Source organism: Rhodococcus sp. NPDC060090 (assembly GCF_042729855.1).
Lineage (GTDB): Bacteria > Actinomycetota > Actinomycetes > Mycobacteriales > Mycobacteriaceae > Rhodococcus.
Genome location: NZ_JBHWXB010000014.1, coordinates 177,778 through 194,283, shown reverse-complemented (window position 1 = coordinate 194,283; position 16,506 = coordinate 177,778). Strand labels below are relative to the sequence as shown.

Sequence of the window (16,506 nt, the reverse complement as noted above, 5' to 3'; positions counted from 1 at the left end):
GACCGGGAGTCACTCCGGTCCGGCCGTTGCCGGGCGCGCTCATGGTTCTGTGTCCGCTTCGATGGAGGGTCAGCGACTACTGGGAACCGGCGGAGCCTGCAGCGTTCGGAGGCTCCTTGGCGGTGTTGACGGCAGGATTCGCCGGTGCGCCACCGGGCAGAGCATCGCCCTTCATCGAGGCACGGATCTGTTCGAGACGGCTGTGACCCGCCATCTGGACCGTGGCCTGTTGCACATCGAGCATGCGACCCTGCACGGAGTTCTGAGCGAGTTCGGCCGAACCGAGCGCAGTCGCGTAGCGACGCTCGATCTTCTCGCGCACAGCGTCCAAGCTCGGAGTGGACCCCGGCGCGGACAGCGTCGAATCCATGGATCGCAGCGATTCGCTCACGCGCTCCTGCATCTTCGCCTGCTCGAGCTGGCTGAGCAGCTTGGTGCGCTCGGCCACCTTCTGCTGGAGTGCCATGGCGTTCTGCTCGACGGCCTTCTTGGCCTGCGCTGCCGCCTGCAGCGACTGATCGTGCAGAACCTTCAGATCTTCGACCGACTGCTCGGCCGTGACGAGCTGCGCAGCGAACGCCTCAGCTGCGTTCGTGTACTGAATCGCCTTCTCCGTGTCGCCCGCGGTGCCGGCCTGATCAGCCATCATCACGGCCTGACGGGCACTAGCGTTGAGCTTCTCGACCTCGTCCAGCTGACGGTTCAGCTTCATTTCCAGCTGACGCTGATTGCCGATCACGGATGCGGCCTGCTGCGACAGGGCCTGGTGCTGACGCTGTGCGTCTTCGATCGCCTGCTGAATCTGGACCTTCGGATCGGCCTTCTCATCGATCTTGGAGTTGAAGAGCGCCATGAGGTACTTCCAACCCTTGACGAACGGATTAGCCATGGGTGTGATCCCGCCTCCATCTGTACGCCGCGCCGAACGCGACCCGGTGTGCGTCCCTCGCGCACCGGTTCCGGTCCGCCGTGCCGGTCACCTTCGACTCGACCGATCCGACGATCCCACCTGGCGACTCGGGCCACCCCCCGGACGGTGGCCCACGCTGTGTCGCTTTCGTCCGTATCCGGCGACGCCGACACGGTCATGATCCATGTTAGGCCGCGGCGAGCGCTCGCGCGGCCGGTGCCGGAATCACCACGCGGGTCTCCTGCGTGATGAGCGACTCCTGGGCAAGCAGCGGGTCCTGGGCGAGCAGGGCAGCATCGACCGTCTCCACACCCGACTCGGAGTGGGTCGAGCCCTGGTCTGCGTACGCACCCGGCATCACCACGTCCGCGCCGGTGCGCCGCAGAGTCCGCTCGGCGAGCGACTCACTGACGTCGAACAGCACGTCGGACAGGGGTACGGCGAGTGCGTCGCAGATGGCGGCGAGCAGTTCGCTCGACGCTTCCTTCCGCCCTCGCTCGACCTCCGAGAGGTAGCCGAGGCTGACCCGGGCGCTGCTGGAGACTTCGCGCAGGGTGCGGCTCTGCGAAACACGGGTGCGCCGAAGGCTGTCACCGAGTGCCTCACGCAACAACAGCGCCATCGCATCCTCCTTCGTCCGACGTGCCTACAACTCGACCGTGCCTACAACTCGACAACGCGCGACACGGTCGCGAGGTTCCCGGGCATCCTCCGGACTTCGAATACCGCGGTGCACAGACATTACAACGCCGCCGGGGAGCCCAGTCGCGTGAGTAGCCCCGACACGGCCGCATCGACCGCTCCAAGTCTGATCTGCCATCGATCGCCGCTGACTTCCGGGCGGGTGACAGACACCCCGGACGGCCCGCTGATCCCGAGAAACAGGGTTCCCGGAGGGTGGCCGTCCTGGGCGTCGGGCCCCGCGACACCCGTCAGACCGACACCCCACGTCGCCGGGATCGCCTCTGAACGTCATGCGGAATCACCGTTCCGATGTGCTTGTTCGGCGCGACGCACGCCGGCGCGCAATCTCACCGCCTGGACCACGTAATCGATCCCCGTGACCACCGTGAGCACGACCGCCAGCACGATCAACGCCATGGCGAACGGTGCAACGACATCGGGTAGCGGAAGCAGATACACACCGATCGCGACTGTCTGCACCAACGTCTTGAGTTTGCCGCCGCGGCTGGCCGGGATCACCGCGTGCCGCAGCACCGCGAAACGCAGGGCCGTGATACCCAACTCTCGCGCAGCGATGATGCCGGTGACCCACCATGACAACTCGCCGAGCAGCGACAGGCCCACCAGTGCGGCGCCGATGAGCGCCTTGTCGGCGATCGGGTCGGCCATCTTCCCGAAATCCGTGACCAGGCCGAGCCGCCGGGCCAGCTGACCGTCGATGCGGTCGGTGATCGCAGCAATCGCGAAGACTCCGGCCGCGGTCAGCCGCCAGACGGTCTCGTGTCCGTCGCCGATGAAGAGAAAGACCAGGAACACCGGAACGAGCGCAATGCGCATCACCGTGAGGATATTGGCGATGTTCCACAGTGGGACCGGGTCGTGCGCAGAACCAGCGTTCGGTCCCGGTGCGGCGCCGCTCCCGCCCGATGCGGCAACGGACTGGCGGGGCGTGCTCATGCGCCCACAATATCGGTACATTCACGCGCTACTGTTCACCGCATGACCTCACCGGCCGACGAACAGGACACGAACGACCGGATTGTCGTGCGGCGCGCCAGAACATCCGACGTGCCGGGGATCAAGCAATTGATCGACATCTACGCCGGGAAGATCCTCCTGGAGAAGAATCTCGTGACCCTGTACGAGGCCGTGCAGGAGTTCTGGGTCGCCGAACTCGCAGGCGAACTGGTCGGGTGCGGCGCTCTGCACGTCCTGTGGTCGGATCTCGGCGAAATTCGTACCGTGGCGGTGGATCCGAAGGTCACAGGACGCGGCACTGGGCATCTCATCGTCACGCGCCTGATCGAGGTCGCGCGCGAACTCGAACTCGAGCGGCTTTTCGTCCTCACCTTCGAGGTCTCGTTCTTCGCGCGCCACGGGTTCGCGGAGATCGACGGAACACCGGTGACCTCCGAGGTCTTCGCGGAGATGTGCCGGTCGTACGATACCGGCGTCGCAGAGTTCCTGGATCTGAGCTATGTCAAGCCCAACACCCTCGGCAACACCCGGATGCTGCTCGCTTTGTGAGCACACCCCGAGATGTACCACCACCGAAATGTACGACCACCGAAATGTACGAGGACCGAACGGTCGATCCCGCACGGAAGTGAGAACCCATGGCCCTGTTCGCCGTCGAATACACCTACTCCGGGGCGACTGCCGCAGCTCGCGACGAGCACCGTCCGGAGCACCGTGCCTGGCTCGGAGGTCTGGTCGAGGCAGGCACGGTGCGAGCGACCGGGCCGTGGGTCGACGGTTCCGGCGCGCTGATCCTCATCGATGTCGCCGACGAAGCAGCCGCACACGATCTGATGGCGCAGGATCCGTTCGCGCGGTCGGCGCTGATCGACGCTGTCCGCATCACCGGCTGGACTCCGGTGATGGGCGTGTTCAACGACTGAGGTTCTTCTCCCCGGTCTTGCCGTCCTGATCCTTGTCGTCGTTCCTGGTCTTGATCAGGCTCGCGACCGTCGTGATGACGAGAACCCCTACGATCACCATCAGCGACAACCCGGTGGAGATCTCGGGGACCGCTACGTGTTCGCCGCCGTTGATCCAGGAGAGCGTGTTCTCGTGCAGCGCATGCAACACGAGTTTGACGCCGATGAACGCAAGGATGACCGACAGACCGTACGACAAGAACACCAGACGCTCAAGCAGTCCACCGATCAGGAAGAACAGCTGCCGCAGGCCCATCAGGGCGAACGCGTTGGCGGTGAAGACCAGGTACGGCTCCTCGGTGAGACCGTAGATCGCGGGAATCGAATCGAGTGCGAAGAGGATGTCGGTGAAGCCGATCGCGACGAGCGCGAGCAGCATGGGCGTGACCATCTTCTTGCCGTTGATCCGGGTGACAAGCTTGTCGCCGTCGTATTCGTCGTGGACCGGCAGGAACTTGCGGGCGAGAACGACCATCTTGTTCTCCGACACGCTCTCGGTTTCGTTGCCGTGGTCGCGGATGAGCTTCACAGCCGTGTAGATCAGGAAGAAACCGAACAGGTAGAACACCCAGCTGTAGGCGTTGATGGCGGCAGCGCCGACCGCAATGAAGATTCCGCGCATCACCAATGCCAGCACGATCCCGATCGTGAGGACCTTCTGCTGAAATTCGCGTGGCACCGCGAAGGTCGCCATGAGGATGACGAAGACGAAGAGGTTGTCCACCGACAGGGCCTTCTCGGTGACGTAGCCGGCGAAGTACTCACCGCCGTACGTCGGCCCCCACACCAAGAACACGACCACACCGAAGAGGATCGCGATGGCAATGAACACTGCGGACCAGAAACCTGATTCGCGCAGTGTCGGCGCGTGCGGTTTACGGACGTGCGCGAAGAAGTCGAATACGAAAAGCCCGATGATCACCGCGATCGTGATCAACCAGGTCGTCAATGTGACGTGCATATGCACCTCGGCCTTCCGGTAGGTATGCGTACCTGCCGGAGGTCTCTCCCGCCCGGGGCCGAGCCTCGGACCGGCAGCCCCGGAACGGCAACGGTGCCGAACGTGTTGACGAGACTGCCGCGGATAAGGGGGTACTCCCCTCCACAGCTCTCACGATTGTGCCACAGGCACCGCGGCGGGACTTCACGACGACACCTCGGCCGTAAGGCACGTCACCCGTCACCCGGTCACGGCGTGTCCGAACATCACGTGTCCGGACATCAGGTGTCACTGCCATCCGGTTCCGAGGGATCGCCACCGCCCCGGATCGAATAGAGCAGGCCATCGAGCTCGTCCGGCTTGACGAGGACTTCGCGGGCCTTGCTGCCTTCGCTCGGCCCTACCACGCCGCGGGTCTCCATGAGATCCATCAGCCGTCCGGCCTTGGCGAAGCCCACGCGGAGCTTGCGTTGCAGCATCGAGGTCGACCCGAACTGGCTCGTGACGACGAGCTCGACCGCCTGCAGGAACACGTCGAGATCGTCGCCGATGTCGGGATCGACGTCCTTCTTCTCCCCGGCCTTGGGCACCGTGACGCCCTCGTTGTATTCGGGCTCGGCCTGGGTCTTGGCGAAATCGACGACCGCCGAGATCTCCTCGTCGGTAATGAAGGCGCCCTGCATGCGGACGGGTTTGCCTGCGCCCATCGGTAGGAACAGCCCGTCACCCATACCGATGAGCTTCTCGGCACCGGGCTGGTCGAGGATGACCCGCGAGTCGGTCAGCGAGCTCGTTGCGAACGCGAGTCGTGAGGGCACATTCGTCTTGATCAGGCCGGTCACGACGTCGACAGAGGGCCGCTGGGTTGCCAGGACGAGGTGGATTCCGGCGGCACGGGCTTTCTGGGTGATCCGCACGATCGCATCCTCCACGTCGCGCGGTGCGGTCATCATGAGATCCGCGAGCTCGTCGACGATGGCCAGAATGTACGGGTACGGACGGTAGACACGCTCGCTGCCCAGTGGTGCGGTGATCTCACCCGACTTGACCTTCGTGTTGAAGTCGTCGATATGCCTCACCTTGTTGGCCTGCATGTCCTGGTAGCGCTGCTCCATCTCCTCGACGAGCCACGCCAGAGCAGACGCAGCCTTCTTCGGCTGGGTGATGATCGGGGTGATCAGGTGCGGGATGCCCTCGTACGGTGTGAGCTCGACCATCTTCGGGTCGATGAGAATCATCCGCACCTCGTCGGGTGTCGCCCGGATCAACAGCGACACCAGCATGGAGTTGACGAAGCTGGACTTACCGGAACCGGTGGAACCGGCCACCAGCAGGTGCGGCATCTTCGCGAGGTTCGCGGAGACGAAGTCGCCTTCGATGTCCTTGCCGAGCCCGATGACCAGCGGATGGTGGTCGCGGCGGGTGGAGGCCGCCCCCAGCACGTCGGACAGGCGCACAAGTTCGCGATCGGAGTTGGGCACCTCGATCCCGACCGCGGACTTTCCGGGAATCGGTGCGAGCAACCGGACATTGTCGGTCGCGACGGCGTACGCGATATTGCGGGCGAGTGCGGTGATCTTCTCGACCTTCACACCCGGCCCGAGTTCGACCTCGTACCGCGTGACAGTGGGGCCACGGGTGAACCCGGTGACCGCTGCATCGATCTTGAACTGCTCGAGTACCTCGGTGATCGCCTCGATCATCTGATCGTTCGCGGCCGAACGGGTCTTGGGCGGGTCGCCCTCGATCAACAGATTCAAGGAGGGCAACGTGTAATCGCCTTCGACGACGCGGTCCGGAACCAGCTGTTCCATGACGTCCGCATCGGGCTCCGGCGGGGCGGGTGTCGGCACTGCCGCCGCGGCCGAGGCCTTCGGCTTGGTACGGGCCCTCGGTTTCGGTGCCTCCGGTTCGGGTTCGGGTGCGGGTTCGGGTGCGGGCATCGGCGCAGCGTCCGGTTGTGGTTCGTCCCACAACGGAAGCACCTCGGTGCGTGCATCGCCGTCGAACTCGTCGGTCGGATAGTTCTCGCTGGGGGTGCGGCGACGCCGGGACCGCGGCTTCTCGGAGTCGTCCTCGTAGAGCAACGGGTTGAGATGGTCGGAGTAGCCGTCGTGCTCGGGGTGGTACTCGCCGTCTTCGTCGTAGTACCCATATCCGTCGTCGTCGCGGTAGGGAAGGCCGAAGTAGTCGCGGAAGAGCTCGGGTAGTTCGCGGATCGTGGTGCCGGTGATCAGCAGGATTCCGAATCCCATCGCGATCAACATGAGCGGCACCGACAACCACACCGTCAGGCCCGCGGTGATCGGACCACCGACGGCAGCACCGACGAACCCGGCACCCTCCGACCGCCCCGAGACATCGGTGGGCGAGCCGGACGCGATGTGCCAGAGTCCCAGCGCGGGAAGCGCGACGAGAAGCGACCCGAGGACCAAGCGTGGCCGGGCCTCCGGCCAAGGTTCGGTCCGCATGAGCACCACCGCGATACCGAGAGCGACGAGAGGCAGTACCGCGCTTGCCCCACCGGTGACGGCACGCACTCCGGTTTCGACCCACTCGCCGACGGGGCCGCCCACACCGAACCACACCGAGCCGGCGACAATCACTGCGAATGCAACGAGACCGAGGGCGATGCCGTCACGCCGGTGACCGTGTTCGATCTCGGTCGCGCGGCCCATCGTCCGGGTGGTGGCGCCGAGACCCCGAGCGATCATGAACCAGCCGGCACCGACGCTCTTGCCGATCGCGGTGAGCAGTCCTCCCGAGCCTCGACGCGGTTGCGGTGCCGGACCGCGACGCGCACGCGCTGCTGGGGCTCGGCGAGTCGTGGCCGAGGCACGCGAACCGGAGGCCTGGGGCTTCCTCTTGGCGGGCGACTTCGCGGTCGAGGTCTTCGCCGTCGATGCCCTGGGAGTCGACTTCTTCGCGGTCGAGGCCTTCGCGGAACGTGCGGACGGTGTCTTTGCGGACGAGCTCGATGTGGTGGCAGCGGTCTTGGCCCGACCCGACGAGGTGGACGTGCGCGTCCCCGACCGCGACCGAGAGGTCGCGGGGGACGATGCGCGGCTACCCGACTTTCCTGCCATACCGCCAGGGTAGCCGCACCCACCACTCACGAACCATCAGCAACACGGGAAGCACGCGGCGGCACTGATCACAACACCGGACCGCAGTCCGGCAAGGAGCACCCGGCACGCGCAGGTCAGAGTCCCCTGCGGGACGATGCGAGCTCGGCGATATCCGCTTCGCTCCCGTCCTGCTCGAGGCGAACCTCGTCGCGTCCGAATGCGTGGAGGAGCAGTTCGGACGGTTCCCCGCGCAGCACGACGGCCCGCGGCCCCCGCGCGCGGACGGTGACCCGGTCGCCGCCCGGGCGTTCGAAGTGCACGGTGATGTCGCTGCCGCCGTAGCTGGTGCGACCGATGGTCCGGGCGTACTTCCAGAGCAGATCCTGGTCTTCCGCGGACAACCGCCGCGGTTCCCACCCGGATGCGCCTCGTCGCACGTCCTCGTGGTGCACGAACATCTCGGTTGCGTTCGCGACCGAATCGACGAGGTACAGGGGTGACCACTTCGGAGGCCCGGAATCGATGTCGGCGAGCAGGTGCGCCCACTGTTTGTCGGTCACCGCGCGCCGGACCTTCTCGGTGTGGCCGGCCAGCGCCGAGATCATGATTCCGGGCATCGCGTCGATGCGACGCTCGCGCACCAGCAGATGTGCTGCGAGATCGCGGGTCGTCCAATCGCCGCAGAGCGTCGGGGCCTCCGGGCCGACCTCCGACATTGTGCGGACCAATGCGTGCCGTTCGCGTCGAGCAAGGCTCATTCGGCCACTCTAACGAGCATCTCGCGCGACGGCATCGACCGATCCGGCGTGTGTCTCAGGAGATCTCGATAACCGTGGGCACGATCATCGGCCGACGCCTGTACGTGTCGGCGACCCATCGACCGACGACACGCCGAATGCTCTGCGCGATGCGGTGTGTCTCGGTGATGCCCTCCGCAGCGAGTTGGTTGAGCGTCTTGTCGACGAGCTCGGCCGCCTCCGTCAGTGCGGTCGGGTCGTCGGAGAAGCCGCGCCCCGACACCTCCGGTGCGCTCACCGCACGACCGGTTGCCGCGTCGACAGCGACAGAGATCGAGATGAAGCCGCCTTCACCGAGGATCAACCGGTCCGACAAGGTGGACTCGCCCACATCGCCGACGGAAAGCCCGTCGACGTACACGTGTCCGACCGGCACCCGGCCGACGATCTCGGCGAGGCCGTCGACCATGTCGACGACGACGCCGTCTTCCGCGAGCACGATCCGTTCCTTCGGCACACCGGTGGCTTCCGCGAGCGCCGCGTTGGCACGGAGGTGGCGCCACTCGCCGTGTACCGGCATCGCGTTGGTCGGCCGGACTGCGTTGTACAGGTACAGCAGTTCACCGGCCGACGCGTGGCCGGAGACGTGCACCTTCGCGTTCTGCTGCGTGACGACGGTGGCACCGCGCTTGGAGAGCCCGTTGACGACCGCGAACACTGAGTTCTCATTGCCCGGGATCAGCGACGACGCCAGCACCACGAGGTCGTTTTCCTTGACGTTGATCTGGCGGTGTTCGCCGCGTGCCATACGCGACAGCGCCGACAACGGTTCACCCTGCGAACCCGTCGATACCAGCACGAGCCGATCATCGGGCAGCGATGCCGCGGTGTCGATGTTGACCTCGAGGCCGTCCGGCACAGTGAGGTAACCGAGGTCCTGCGCGATCTGCATGTTGCGGACCATGGAACGGCCGACGAACGCGACGCGACGGTTGTAGCGGTGTGCGACGTCGACGACCTGCTGGATTCGGTGCACGTGGCTCGCGAACGACGCGACGATGACGCGGTTCTTCGCTTTGCCGATGACGTTGTCGAGCACGCCGCCGATCTCGCGTTCCGGGGTCACGAACCCGGGAACCTCCGCGTTGGTGGAGTCGACGAGGAACAGGTCGACGCCCTCATCTCCGAGACGGGAGAATCCCGCAAGGTCGGTGAGCCGGTTGTCGAGCGGCAGCTGGTCGAGCTTGATGTCGCCGGTGTGCAGCACGACACCGGCTTCGGTGTGGATCGCGACCGCGAGCGCATCCGGGATCGAGTGGTTGACAGCGAAGTACTCGCACTCGAACGGGCCGTGGGTGGTCCGCTCCCCCTCGATGACCTCGGTGAGGTTCGGGCGCAACCGGTGCTCGCGGCACTTCGCGGAGACGAGCGCGAGGGTGAACTTCGAACCGATGACCGGGATGTCCGGCCGCAGTCGCAGCAGGAACGGCAGTGCGCCGATGTGGTCTTCGTGACCGTGGGTGAGAACGACCGCTTCGATGTCGTCCATGCGGTCTTCGATGTACCGGAAGTCGGGGAGGATGAGGTCGACGCCTGGCTGCTGGTCCTCGGGGAAGAGGACACCGCAGTCCACGATGAGCAAGCGGCCCTGGTGCTCGAACACCGTCATGTTGCGACCGATTTCACCGATGCCGCCGAGCGCGACGACCCGCAGCCCGGTCTTCGGTGCCTTCGGCGGAGTGCCGAGGCGCGCGGTCGGGTCTGTGGTGGGCCGGGGGCCCGGGCGTTTCGTTGCGGCGGGGTTCTGGGGGACGCGCCGAGTGGGCTTGGACGTCGGCGGTCCGGCGTTGCGGGTCGCGCGACCACGGCCACGGTTGGGACGACTCATCACAGCACCCCCGCTGCATGCAGATCTGCGGCCAGCGCATCGATCTGGGCGGTCACCGGCGCAACCTGCGGCAGGCGTGGCTCACCGACATCGATGCCCATCAGGCGCAGTCCGGCCTTGGACGCGCTCACCCCACCGAGCCGCGCGACGGCGCGGTAGATGGGAATCAACGACAGATTGATCTTCCGGGCGAGTTCGAGGTCGCCGGCGGTGAAAGCGGTGTGCAGTTCGCGTAGTCGTCCGGGTACCAGGTGTCCGATGACGCTGACGAAGCCCACCGCGCCGACCGAGAGCCATGGCAGATTCAGTGGGTCGTCGCCCGAATAGAACTTCAGGTCGGTGGTACCGATCAACTCCGCGCCGGCATTGAGGTCACCTTTGGCGTCCTTGACTGCCACGATGCGTGGATGTTCCGCCAGCAGTCTCAGAGTCTCCGTCTCGACCGGGACTACGGAACGCGGTGGAATGTCGTAGATCATGACCGGAAGGTCGGTGGCGTCGGCGACGGCGACGAAGTGCGCGTACAGGCCGGCCTGCGGCGGGCGCGAGTAATAGGGGGTGACCACGAGCAGGCCGTGGGCGCCGGCACGAGCAGCGTCGCGCGCGAGTTCGGCACTGTGAGCGGTGTCGTTGCTTCCGGCGCCTGCGATGATCTTCGCGCGGTCGCCGACTGCGGCGAGCACGGCACGCATCAGTTCAAGTTTCTCGTTCTCGGTGGTGGTGGGCGATTCGCCGGTAGTACCTGCGAGAACCAGTGCGTCGCAGCCGCCCTCGACCAGATAGTTCGCCAGTCGCACACCCGCATCGACATCGAGCTTGCCCTCGGCAGTGAACGGGGTCACCATCGCCGTTGCGATGGTGCCGAACGGAAGCTCGACAGCAGTTGCGGAATCACCGTTGGTCATGGTCAGAAGGCTACCGCGTGGACGCTGCCACCCGGAACACGGCTCGCGCACGACCCGCACCGGCAGTGCTGTCAGCCGTCGATCTGAAAGCCTCCCGAGGCAACTTCGGTGCCGTCGGCGAGTGCGCTGATCGTGAAGTCGCAGAAGGCGTTCGGCGCCGCTTCGGTGAGCTGCCGCAGACATTCCACGGCGAGTCTCCTGATCTCGACATCGGCATGCTCGGTGGCGCGCATCGCGATGAAGTGCCGCCACGATCGGTAGTTTCCGGTCACCACGATGCGGGTCTCGGTGGCGTTCGGCAGGACCGCTCGTGCGGCTTCACGGACCTGCTTGGCCCGGAGGGGCCCCGGCGGGAGATGCGACATCTTCTCGTCGAGCGCGTCGAGGAGCTCGACGTACGCGTCGCGGCTACGTTCGGCAGCGCGGAAGAACAGCGTCTCGAGGCCTGCGTCGCCTTCGATGGCCGGAGGAATCACGACGGGAGCGTCCCCTCCCGGGACGAACCGTTGCGACAGTTGCGAGAAGGAGAAGTGTCGATGGCGGATCAGTTCGTGCGTGCACGAGCGGGAGATACCCGTGATGTAGAAAGTGACGGTCGCGTGCTCGAGCACCGAATCGTGTCCCACGGCGAGGAGGTGTGTGAGGTATCCACTGTTGGTTGCGGTGCGAGGGTTCGGCTTCGCCCAGCTCTGATAGCACGCGCGACCGGCGAACTCGACGAGGGCTTCACCGCCGTCGGCATCGGTTTCCCAAGGCACACCCTCCGGAGGGAGGAATTCCGTCTTGGCGATGAGCCTGACCTGCAGTCCGATCGGTTCCGGCGCCATGCTCGTCTCCCCTCCACGTTTCCGCACGGTAATTCTGCTCGACCCTAACGCGCAGTCGCGCGGAACACCTGGATGACATCTGGATGACGGTTGACTGACATCACGTACGGCGTCACACTGACGTCATGAACATCAATGCTTACACCGACGCCATCGCCGACTCCGTGAGAAGCGCGGCAGAACTGGGCGACGAACAGACTCGGCGCACCGCCGCGGCCCTCGCCACCGCCATCGCTGCTCCCGCTCGACTCGCCGTGTTGAGCGCCCTGTCCGACCTGGCCGCCGACGTCTCCGAGCAGTTGGGAGACCGTAGGATCACCGTCCGTCTCGACGGAGCCGATGCCATCGTCGAGGTACACGACGGCCCGGCACCCGAGGCCGAGGCCACTCCGCCGCCGACCTTCGAGGAGATGACCGGCGACATCAGTCGCGTCACACTCCGACTGGTCGAGCAGATCAAGACCCGCGCAGAGGAGGCCGCCGCACAGAATGGGGTGTCGCTCAATTCCTGGGTCGGGCAAGCAGTGCAGGGAGCGTTGCGCGAGCAGATGCGCTATCAGCGTCGCGCCGACGAATGGCGCTGGCCCACCACCAAGCCGACCACCACGACTCCCGCGCCCGGGGCCCGAACCGACACCGAAACCGACACGCCCGCCGACACCGAGGCCGGTGATGCCACCGGGAACGACGCCACCGGCGGCGCCGACGAGCGCCACACCGACTGACCGCTCCCCACGCGGATCCGTGCGGTAGATTTCCGTCGCACGTGAAGGCGCAGTCCGCGAAGACGCGGACTCGAGAGGTGGAGAAACCATGGCCGTCAGCAGCACCAAGAGCTTCGAGATCGACGCGACACCGGAGCAGGTGATGGCGGGTATCGCCGCGGTCGATCGCCTTCCCGAATGGTCGTCGACCCACAAGTCGGTGACGGTCGAGAGCACTCACCCCGACGGCCGCCCCCACCGTGTGCGCATGACTGTGTCGATCATCGGGATCACCGACGAGCAGGTCGTCGACTACACGTGGAACGGCGACGAATCGATGTCGTGGACCCTCGTCGAGAGCGCTCAGCAGAACGTGCAGGACGGCTCGTACACGCTCACCGCGTCAGGCAAGGGAACCAGGGTCGATTTCAGCCTCGCCATCGATCCGAAGATCCCGGTGCCCGGATTTCTGGTGCGCCGCGCGGAGAAGACCGCCATCGACACCGCGGGCAAGGGCCTGACGAAGTTCGTGGAGAAGAACTTCGTCGCGTAGGCCGTTCCGGGTCGGCACATCACCGGGTCAGCCCATCAACTGGGCCGCAACAGTCGCGCCGAGTTCCCAGCAGGCCTCGAGATCGCTCTTGCTCGGTTTACCCGACACGACGACGTAGTCGGCGGTCTTGACCCATCCGAGCCCGGTCGTGATGGTGCCGACGGCACGCTCGGCGCCCTCGGTGCCTTCGTTTCCGTGGAGGTACAACCCGTAGGGCCGTCCGCGCGTCGAATCGAGGCACGGGTAGTAGCAGACATCGAACGCGTGCTTGAGCGCGCCGCTCATGTATCCGAGGTTGGCCGGTGTCCCGAGCAGATAACCGTCCGCCTCGAGCATGTCGGTCGGCGAGACCGTGAGCGCCGGCCGGCGGACCACCTTCACACCCTCGATCTCGGGATCGGTGGCGCCCGCCAGCACAGCTTCGAACATCGCCTGCATGAACGGCGACGGAGTGTGATGGACCACGAGCAGAGTGCGGGCGTTGTCTTCGGTCATCCCCGCAGACTACGCATTTCCACACGCTGCGACGAGCGGCTACGTCTCGCTGTCGCGCTCGGACTTCTCCAGGGCCACGGCGCGTTTCATCGTCTCGCGCGCCCGACTGCGGTCGCCGGCGAAATCGTAGGCGCGGGCGAGTCGATACGAGTTGCGCCAGTTGTCGGGGTCGGCCTCCCACTCGGCTTTCACCGAGTGGAACAGTTCATCCGCGGCGTCACGTTCGATGCGTCCCGACGCCCTCCGCGGAAGATCGCTCACGTCGAGGTCGAGGCCCTCGTCATGGATTCGGCGAGACAGTCGCTGATGGTCCAGCCCCGCACGGAGGGTCGCGTACACGATCCACACGCCCACCACCGGGAGCAGGAACACCCCCACACCGAACACGATCGACACTGCTTCGCCGCTCGTGATCAGCGAGATCCCGGTGTGTCCCAACCTCACGAAGTAGAACGCGAGCGCCGCGACGATGAAGGCGATCGCGATGACCACCTTCGCGACATCGCGACCCGCCGAGGCCTGCGCACTCACAGGTCGAGCAGGGGGTCGATGCCCACGGTCAATCCGGGGCGGGAGCCGATCTCGCGGACGCCGAGGAGCACACCGGGAGCGAACGACGACCGATCGATCGAGTCGTGCCGGATCGTGAGAGTCTCGCCCTGCGTGCCGAACAACACTTCCTGGTGCGCGACCAAACCGGCCACCCGCACCGAATGCACCCGCACGCCGTCCACATCTGCACCGCGCGCGCCGTCGAGTTCGGTGGTGGTGGCGTCGGGGCTGCGACCCACTCCGGCCGCGTCGCGGGCCTCTGCGATCAATCGAGCGGTCCGGTACGCCGTGCCGGACGGCGCGTCGGCCTTGTTCGGGTGGTGCAGCTCGATGACCTCGACGGAATCGAAGAAGCGCGCGGCGGCCTGCGCGAAGCGCATCGACAGCACCGCGCCGATCGCGAAGTTGGGTGCGATGAGCACACCGACGGCGGGCTTCGCGGCGAGCAGGTCCCGCACCTGGTCGAGGCGCGCGTCGTCGAACCCTGTGGTGCCGACAACGGCATGGATCCCGTTTTCGATCAGGAACTGCAGATTGTCCATCACCACGTCGGGGTGGGTGAAGTCGACGACGACCTGGGCTCCCGACGTGACCAAAGCGTCGAGGCTGTCATCCTTGTCGACGGCCGCGACCAGTTCGAGGTCGGCGGCCGTGTCCACCGCGGCGCAGATGGCCTGACCCACCTTGCCCTTCGCTCCGAGAACCCCTACCCGAAGAGCTGTCTTGTCCGCCACCGATCCACGTCCTTCCCGTCGCCGTACTCGGGAAAGCCTACGCAACAGGCGTGATCATCAGACGGGCGGGAGCAGGCGCGGCCTCAGGCCACGATCCCCCGCACCGATGCGGGGAGGTCGCGTGCGCGCCGGTACGGACCGACCACCGCCGCAGCGTAGGGACGGTGAAGCAATTCGGCGGCCACTTCACGCACCTGTTCGGTGGTGACGGTGGCAATACGTTCGAGTGTCTCCGTGATCCCCCAGTGCTGCCCGTAACTCAGTTCACTGCGGCCGATCCGGTGCATACGGGCACCGGTGTCCTCGAGTCCGAGAACGAGTCCGCCGCGCAGCGATCCTTTGGCACGCGCACACTCCGCGTCGGTGATGCCGTGCTCGGCAACATCGGCGAGAACTTCACGCACCACCGAGGCGACGTCGCCGAGGTTCTCGGGCTGACATCCGACATAGGTCGAGAACGCCCCTGTGTCGGCGAACGTGTCGACGCCCGAGTAGACGGAATATGCGAGTCCGCGCTTCTCGCGCACTTCCTGGAACAGCCTCGAACTCAGGCCGCCGCCGATCGCAGTGTTGAGAACCGACAGCGCCCAACGCCGCGGATCGTGCCTGCCGAACGCGCGGACACCGAGACTGAAGTGCGCCTGCTCGTTGTCCTGATCGGTGATGCTCAGGGTGGGCGCGGCGCGCAGCCGCAGCGTCCCTTCGCGTCGAGGTGCCGCGTGTGCGGATTCGTCGAGGTGCCCGGCAAACGCTCGGCGGACGAGTTCGACAGTGTGCGCGTGATCGACGTTTCCCGCCACGGCCACCACCATCCTCTGCGGTGTGTACCGGCGCATATGGAACGAGTGCAGCTGAGTGCGCGTCATCGATTCGATCGATTCCGTGGAGCCGATGATCGGACGGCCGACCGGGTGATCACCGTAGAGCGCGGTCAGCAGGGCGTCGCCGAGCAGGTCCTCGGGGTCGTCGTCGCGGATGGCGATCTCTTCGAGCACCACCTGACGCTCGACGTCGACGTCGGTGCTCCGGCACTGCCCGCGCAACACCACGTCGGCGACGACGTCGACGGCGATCGGCAGATCGTCGTCGAGCACATGAGCGTAGAAGCAGGTGTGCTCTTTGCTGGTGAAGGCGTTGAGCTCACCGCCGACCCCGTCGACGAGTTCGGCGATGTCCAGCGCAGAACGGGTGGGCGTCGCCTTGAAAAGCAGATGCTCGAGAAAGTGGGCGGCACCCGCGACCGAGGGTTGCTCGTCGCGGGAACCGACACCTACCCACACACCTACTGCTGCCGATCGCACGCCCGGCACGTGTTCGGTGACGACACGTACGCCACCGGGCAGCACGGTGCGCCGTACGCCGGTGTCCGCGACTCCCGCCGGGGTGTCGAGTGAGAGAGAATCGAAGCGTGTTGCCATGGGCTGTTCTACGGTCCTGCGCTGTCGGTGAATCGCGTGTGGTGAGAGCTGTGTTCAAGGCACGGAACATCACACACTACACGCGACCACCATTGTGTTCTCTTCAGCAACCACTGCTGCGTTCTCGTCAGCAACCACTGCTGCGTTCTCG

Annotated in this window: 18 protein-coding genes and 1 pseudogene; 5 read left to right on the top strand and 14 right to left on the bottom strand. The window is 65.8% G+C overall.

The window, feature by feature from the left end:
* Positions 1-76 precede the first annotated feature (76 nt).
* The 4 genes and pseudogenes from ACFWCF_RS19985 to pgsA all read right to left on the bottom strand — a co-directional run bounded on the left by ACFWCF_RS19985 (position 77) and on the right by pgsA (position 2,551).
* The gene (locus tag ACFWCF_RS19985; RefSeq protein WP_378564976.1) at positions 77-889 is read right to left on the bottom strand and encodes a PspA/IM30 family protein; all 813 of its coding nucleotides are present in this window, start codon (positions 887-889) and stop codon (positions 77-79) included.
* Between the two features lie 208 nt (positions 890-1,097).
* Positions 1,098-1,532 (bottom strand): helix-turn-helix domain-containing protein, encoded by a 435-nt coding sequence (locus ACFWCF_RS19980; protein ID WP_378564973.1) that lies wholly within the window; start codon positions 1,530-1,532, stop codon positions 1,098-1,100.
* Positions 1,533-1,651: 119 nt separating this feature from the next.
* Positions 1,652-1,864, bottom strand: a pseudogene (locus ACFWCF_RS19975) (CinA family protein); the annotation flags it as partial.
* Positions 1,865-1,882: 18 nt separating this feature from the next.
* Entirely contained in the window at positions 1,883-2,551 is a 669-nt protein-coding gene (pgsA, locus tag ACFWCF_RS19970; RefSeq protein WP_378564970.1) for a CDP-diacylglycerol--glycerol-3-phosphate 3-phosphatidyltransferase, read from the bottom strand.
* A gap of 42 nt (positions 2,552-2,593) precedes the next feature.
* Between pgsA and ACFWCF_RS19965 the strand changes: the two genes are divergently transcribed.
* Positions 2,594-3,121 carry an amino-acid N-acetyltransferase gene (locus ACFWCF_RS19965; protein ID WP_378564967.1) on the top strand — a complete coding sequence of 176 codons (528 nt, stop codon included), beginning with the start codon at positions 2,594-2,596 and terminating at the stop codon, positions 3,119-3,121.
* Positions 3,122-3,210: 89 nt separating this feature from the next.
* Positions 3,211-3,495 (top strand): YciI family protein, encoded by a 285-nt coding sequence (locus ACFWCF_RS19960; RefSeq protein ID WP_378564964.1) that lies wholly within the window; start codon positions 3,211-3,213, stop codon positions 3,493-3,495.
* Here the strand turns inward: ACFWCF_RS19960 and ACFWCF_RS19955 are convergent.
* Together ACFWCF_RS19955 and ACFWCF_RS19950 are read right to left on the bottom strand one after the other, a co-directional pair.
* Entirely contained in the window at positions 3,485-4,495 is a 1,011-nt protein-coding gene (locus ACFWCF_RS19955; protein WP_378564961.1) for a TerC family protein, read from the bottom strand. The two genes, ACFWCF_RS19960 and ACFWCF_RS19955, sit on opposite strands and share 11 nt — an antisense overlap.
* Positions 4,496-4,755: 260 nt before the next feature.
* Entirely contained in the window at positions 4,756-7,188 is a 2,433-nt protein-coding gene (locus ACFWCF_RS19950) for a DNA translocase FtsK (RefSeq protein ID WP_378564958.1), read from the bottom strand.
* Positions 7,189-7,300: 112 nt separating this feature from the next.
* On the opposite strand from ACFWCF_RS19950, the gene ACFWCF_RS19945 reads away from it, so the two are divergent.
* Positions 7,301-7,573: a hypothetical protein gene (locus ACFWCF_RS19945; protein WP_378564955.1), complete on the top strand. Its 273-nt coding sequence runs from the start codon at positions 7,301-7,303 to the stop codon at positions 7,571-7,573.
* A 103-nt stretch (positions 7,574-7,676) separates the two neighbouring features.
* On the opposite strand, the gene ACFWCF_RS19940 is transcribed toward ACFWCF_RS19945, so the two are convergent.
* From ACFWCF_RS19940 to thyX, 4 genes are all read right to left on the bottom strand, one after another.
* Positions 7,677-8,300 (bottom strand): TIGR03085 family metal-binding protein, encoded by a 624-nt coding sequence (locus ACFWCF_RS19940; protein WP_378564952.1) that lies wholly within the window; start codon positions 8,298-8,300, stop codon positions 7,677-7,679.
* A 55-nt stretch (positions 8,301-8,355) separates the two neighbouring features.
* Positions 8,356-10,167 carry a ribonuclease J gene (locus tag ACFWCF_RS19935; protein ID WP_378564949.1) on the bottom strand — a complete coding sequence of 604 codons (1,812 nt, stop codon included), beginning with the start codon at positions 10,165-10,167 and terminating at the stop codon, positions 8,356-8,358.
* Entirely contained in the window at positions 10,167-11,072 is a 906-nt protein-coding gene (gene dapA / locus ACFWCF_RS19930) for a 4-hydroxy-tetrahydrodipicolinate synthase (protein ID WP_378491690.1), read from the bottom strand. Before dapA ends, ACFWCF_RS19935 begins: the two co-directional genes overlap by 1 nt.
* Positions 11,073-11,143: 71 nt before the next feature.
* On the bottom strand, positions 11,144-11,899 hold the full coding sequence (gene thyX, locus ACFWCF_RS19925) for an FAD-dependent thymidylate synthase (RefSeq protein ID WP_378564946.1): 756 nt from the start codon (positions 11,897-11,899) through the stop codon (positions 11,144-11,146).
* A 125-nt stretch (positions 11,900-12,024) separates the two neighbouring features.
* Between thyX and ACFWCF_RS19920 the strand changes: the two genes are divergently transcribed.
* Positions 12,025-12,624, top strand: a complete 600-nt coding sequence (locus ACFWCF_RS19920) for a toxin-antitoxin system HicB family antitoxin (protein ID WP_378564943.1) — start codon at positions 12,025-12,027, stop codon at positions 12,622-12,624.
* An 88-nt stretch (positions 12,625-12,712) separates the two neighbouring features.
* Positions 12,713-13,156 (top strand): SRPBCC family protein, encoded by a 444-nt coding sequence (locus ACFWCF_RS19915; RefSeq protein WP_378564940.1) that lies wholly within the window; start codon positions 12,713-12,715, stop codon positions 13,154-13,156.
* A 27-nt stretch (positions 13,157-13,183) separates the two neighbouring features.
* On the opposite strand, the gene ACFWCF_RS19910 is transcribed toward ACFWCF_RS19915, so the two are convergent.
* The 4 genes from ACFWCF_RS19910 to ACFWCF_RS19895 all read right to left on the bottom strand — a co-directional run bounded on the left by ACFWCF_RS19910 (position 13,184) and on the right by ACFWCF_RS19895 (position 16,355).
* Positions 13,184-13,651 carry a flavodoxin family protein gene (locus tag ACFWCF_RS19910; RefSeq protein WP_378564937.1) on the bottom strand — a complete coding sequence of 156 codons (468 nt, stop codon included), beginning with the start codon at positions 13,649-13,651 and terminating at the stop codon, positions 13,184-13,186.
* Between the two features lie 39 nt (positions 13,652-13,690).
* Positions 13,691-14,182, bottom strand: a complete 492-nt coding sequence (locus ACFWCF_RS19905; protein ID WP_378491685.1) for a hypothetical protein — start codon at positions 14,180-14,182, stop codon at positions 13,691-13,693.
* The gene (gene dapB, locus ACFWCF_RS19900) at positions 14,179-14,937 is read right to left on the bottom strand and encodes a 4-hydroxy-tetrahydrodipicolinate reductase (RefSeq protein ID WP_378564934.1); all 759 of its coding nucleotides are present in this window, start codon (positions 14,935-14,937) and stop codon (positions 14,179-14,181) included. Before dapB ends, ACFWCF_RS19905 begins: the two co-directional genes overlap by 4 nt.
* Positions 14,938-15,020: 83 nt before the next feature.
* Positions 15,021-16,355: a M16 family metallopeptidase gene (locus tag ACFWCF_RS19895; protein ID WP_378564931.1), complete on the bottom strand. Its 1,335-nt coding sequence runs from the start codon at positions 16,353-16,355 to the stop codon at positions 15,021-15,023.
* Positions 16,356-16,506: the final 151 nt, after the last annotated feature.

What these genes read in the sequence shown, in the direction of transcription:
- ACFWCF_RS19955 (WP_378564961.1), bottom strand. Translation starts at nt 4,495, where the DNA reads ATGCACGTCACATTGACGACCTGGTTGATCACGATCGCGGTGATCATC.
- ACFWCF_RS19920 (WP_378564943.1), top strand. Translation starts at nt 12,025, where the DNA reads ATGAACATCAATGCTTACACCGACGCCATCGCCGACTCCGTGAGAAGC.
- ACFWCF_RS19915 (WP_378564940.1), top strand. Translation starts at nt 12,713, where the DNA reads ATGGCCGTCAGCAGCACCAAGAGCTTCGAGATCGACGCGACACCGGAG.
- ACFWCF_RS19960 (WP_378564964.1), top strand. Translation starts at nt 3,211, where the DNA reads ATGGCCCTGTTCGCCGTCGAATACACCTACTCCGGGGCGACTGCCGCA.
- dapA (WP_378491690.1), bottom strand. Translation starts at nt 11,072, where the DNA reads ATGACCAACGGTGATTCCGCAACTGCTGTCGAGCTTCCGTTCGGCACC.
- ACFWCF_RS19935 (WP_378564949.1), bottom strand. Translation starts at nt 10,167, where the DNA reads ATGAGTCGTCCCAACCGTGGCCGTGGTCGCGCGACCCGCAACGCCGGA.
- ACFWCF_RS19980 (WP_378564973.1), bottom strand. Translation starts at nt 1,532, where the DNA reads ATGGCGCTGTTGTTGCGTGAGGCACTCGGTGACAGCCTTCGGCGCACC.
- pgsA (WP_378564970.1), bottom strand. Translation starts at nt 2,551, where the DNA reads ATGAGCACGCCCCGCCAGTCCGTTGCCGCATCGGGCGGGAGCGGCGCC.
- ACFWCF_RS19910 (WP_378564937.1), bottom strand. Translation starts at nt 13,651, where the DNA reads ATGACCGAAGACAACGCCCGCACTCTGCTCGTGGTCCATCACACTCCG.
- ACFWCF_RS19950 (WP_378564958.1), bottom strand. Translation starts at nt 7,188, where the DNA reads ATGATCGCTCGGGGTCTCGGCGCCACCACCCGGACGATGGGCCGCGCG.
- ACFWCF_RS19940 (WP_378564952.1), bottom strand. Translation starts at nt 8,300, where the DNA reads ATGAGCCTTGCTCGACGCGAACGGCACGCATTGGTCCGCACAATGTCG.
- ACFWCF_RS19985 (WP_378564976.1), bottom strand. Translation starts at nt 889, where the DNA reads ATGGCTAATCCGTTCGTCAAGGGTTGGAAGTACCTCATGGCGCTCTTC.
- thyX (WP_378564946.1), bottom strand. Translation starts at nt 11,899, where the DNA reads ATGGCGCCGGAACCGATCGGACTGCAGGTCAGGCTCATCGCCAAGACG.
- ACFWCF_RS19895 (WP_378564931.1), bottom strand. Translation starts at nt 16,355, where the DNA reads ATGGCAACACGCTTCGATTCTCTCTCACTCGACACCCCGGCGGGAGTC.
- ACFWCF_RS19965 (WP_378564967.1), top strand. Translation starts at nt 2,594, where the DNA reads ATGACCTCACCGGCCGACGAACAGGACACGAACGACCGGATTGTCGTG.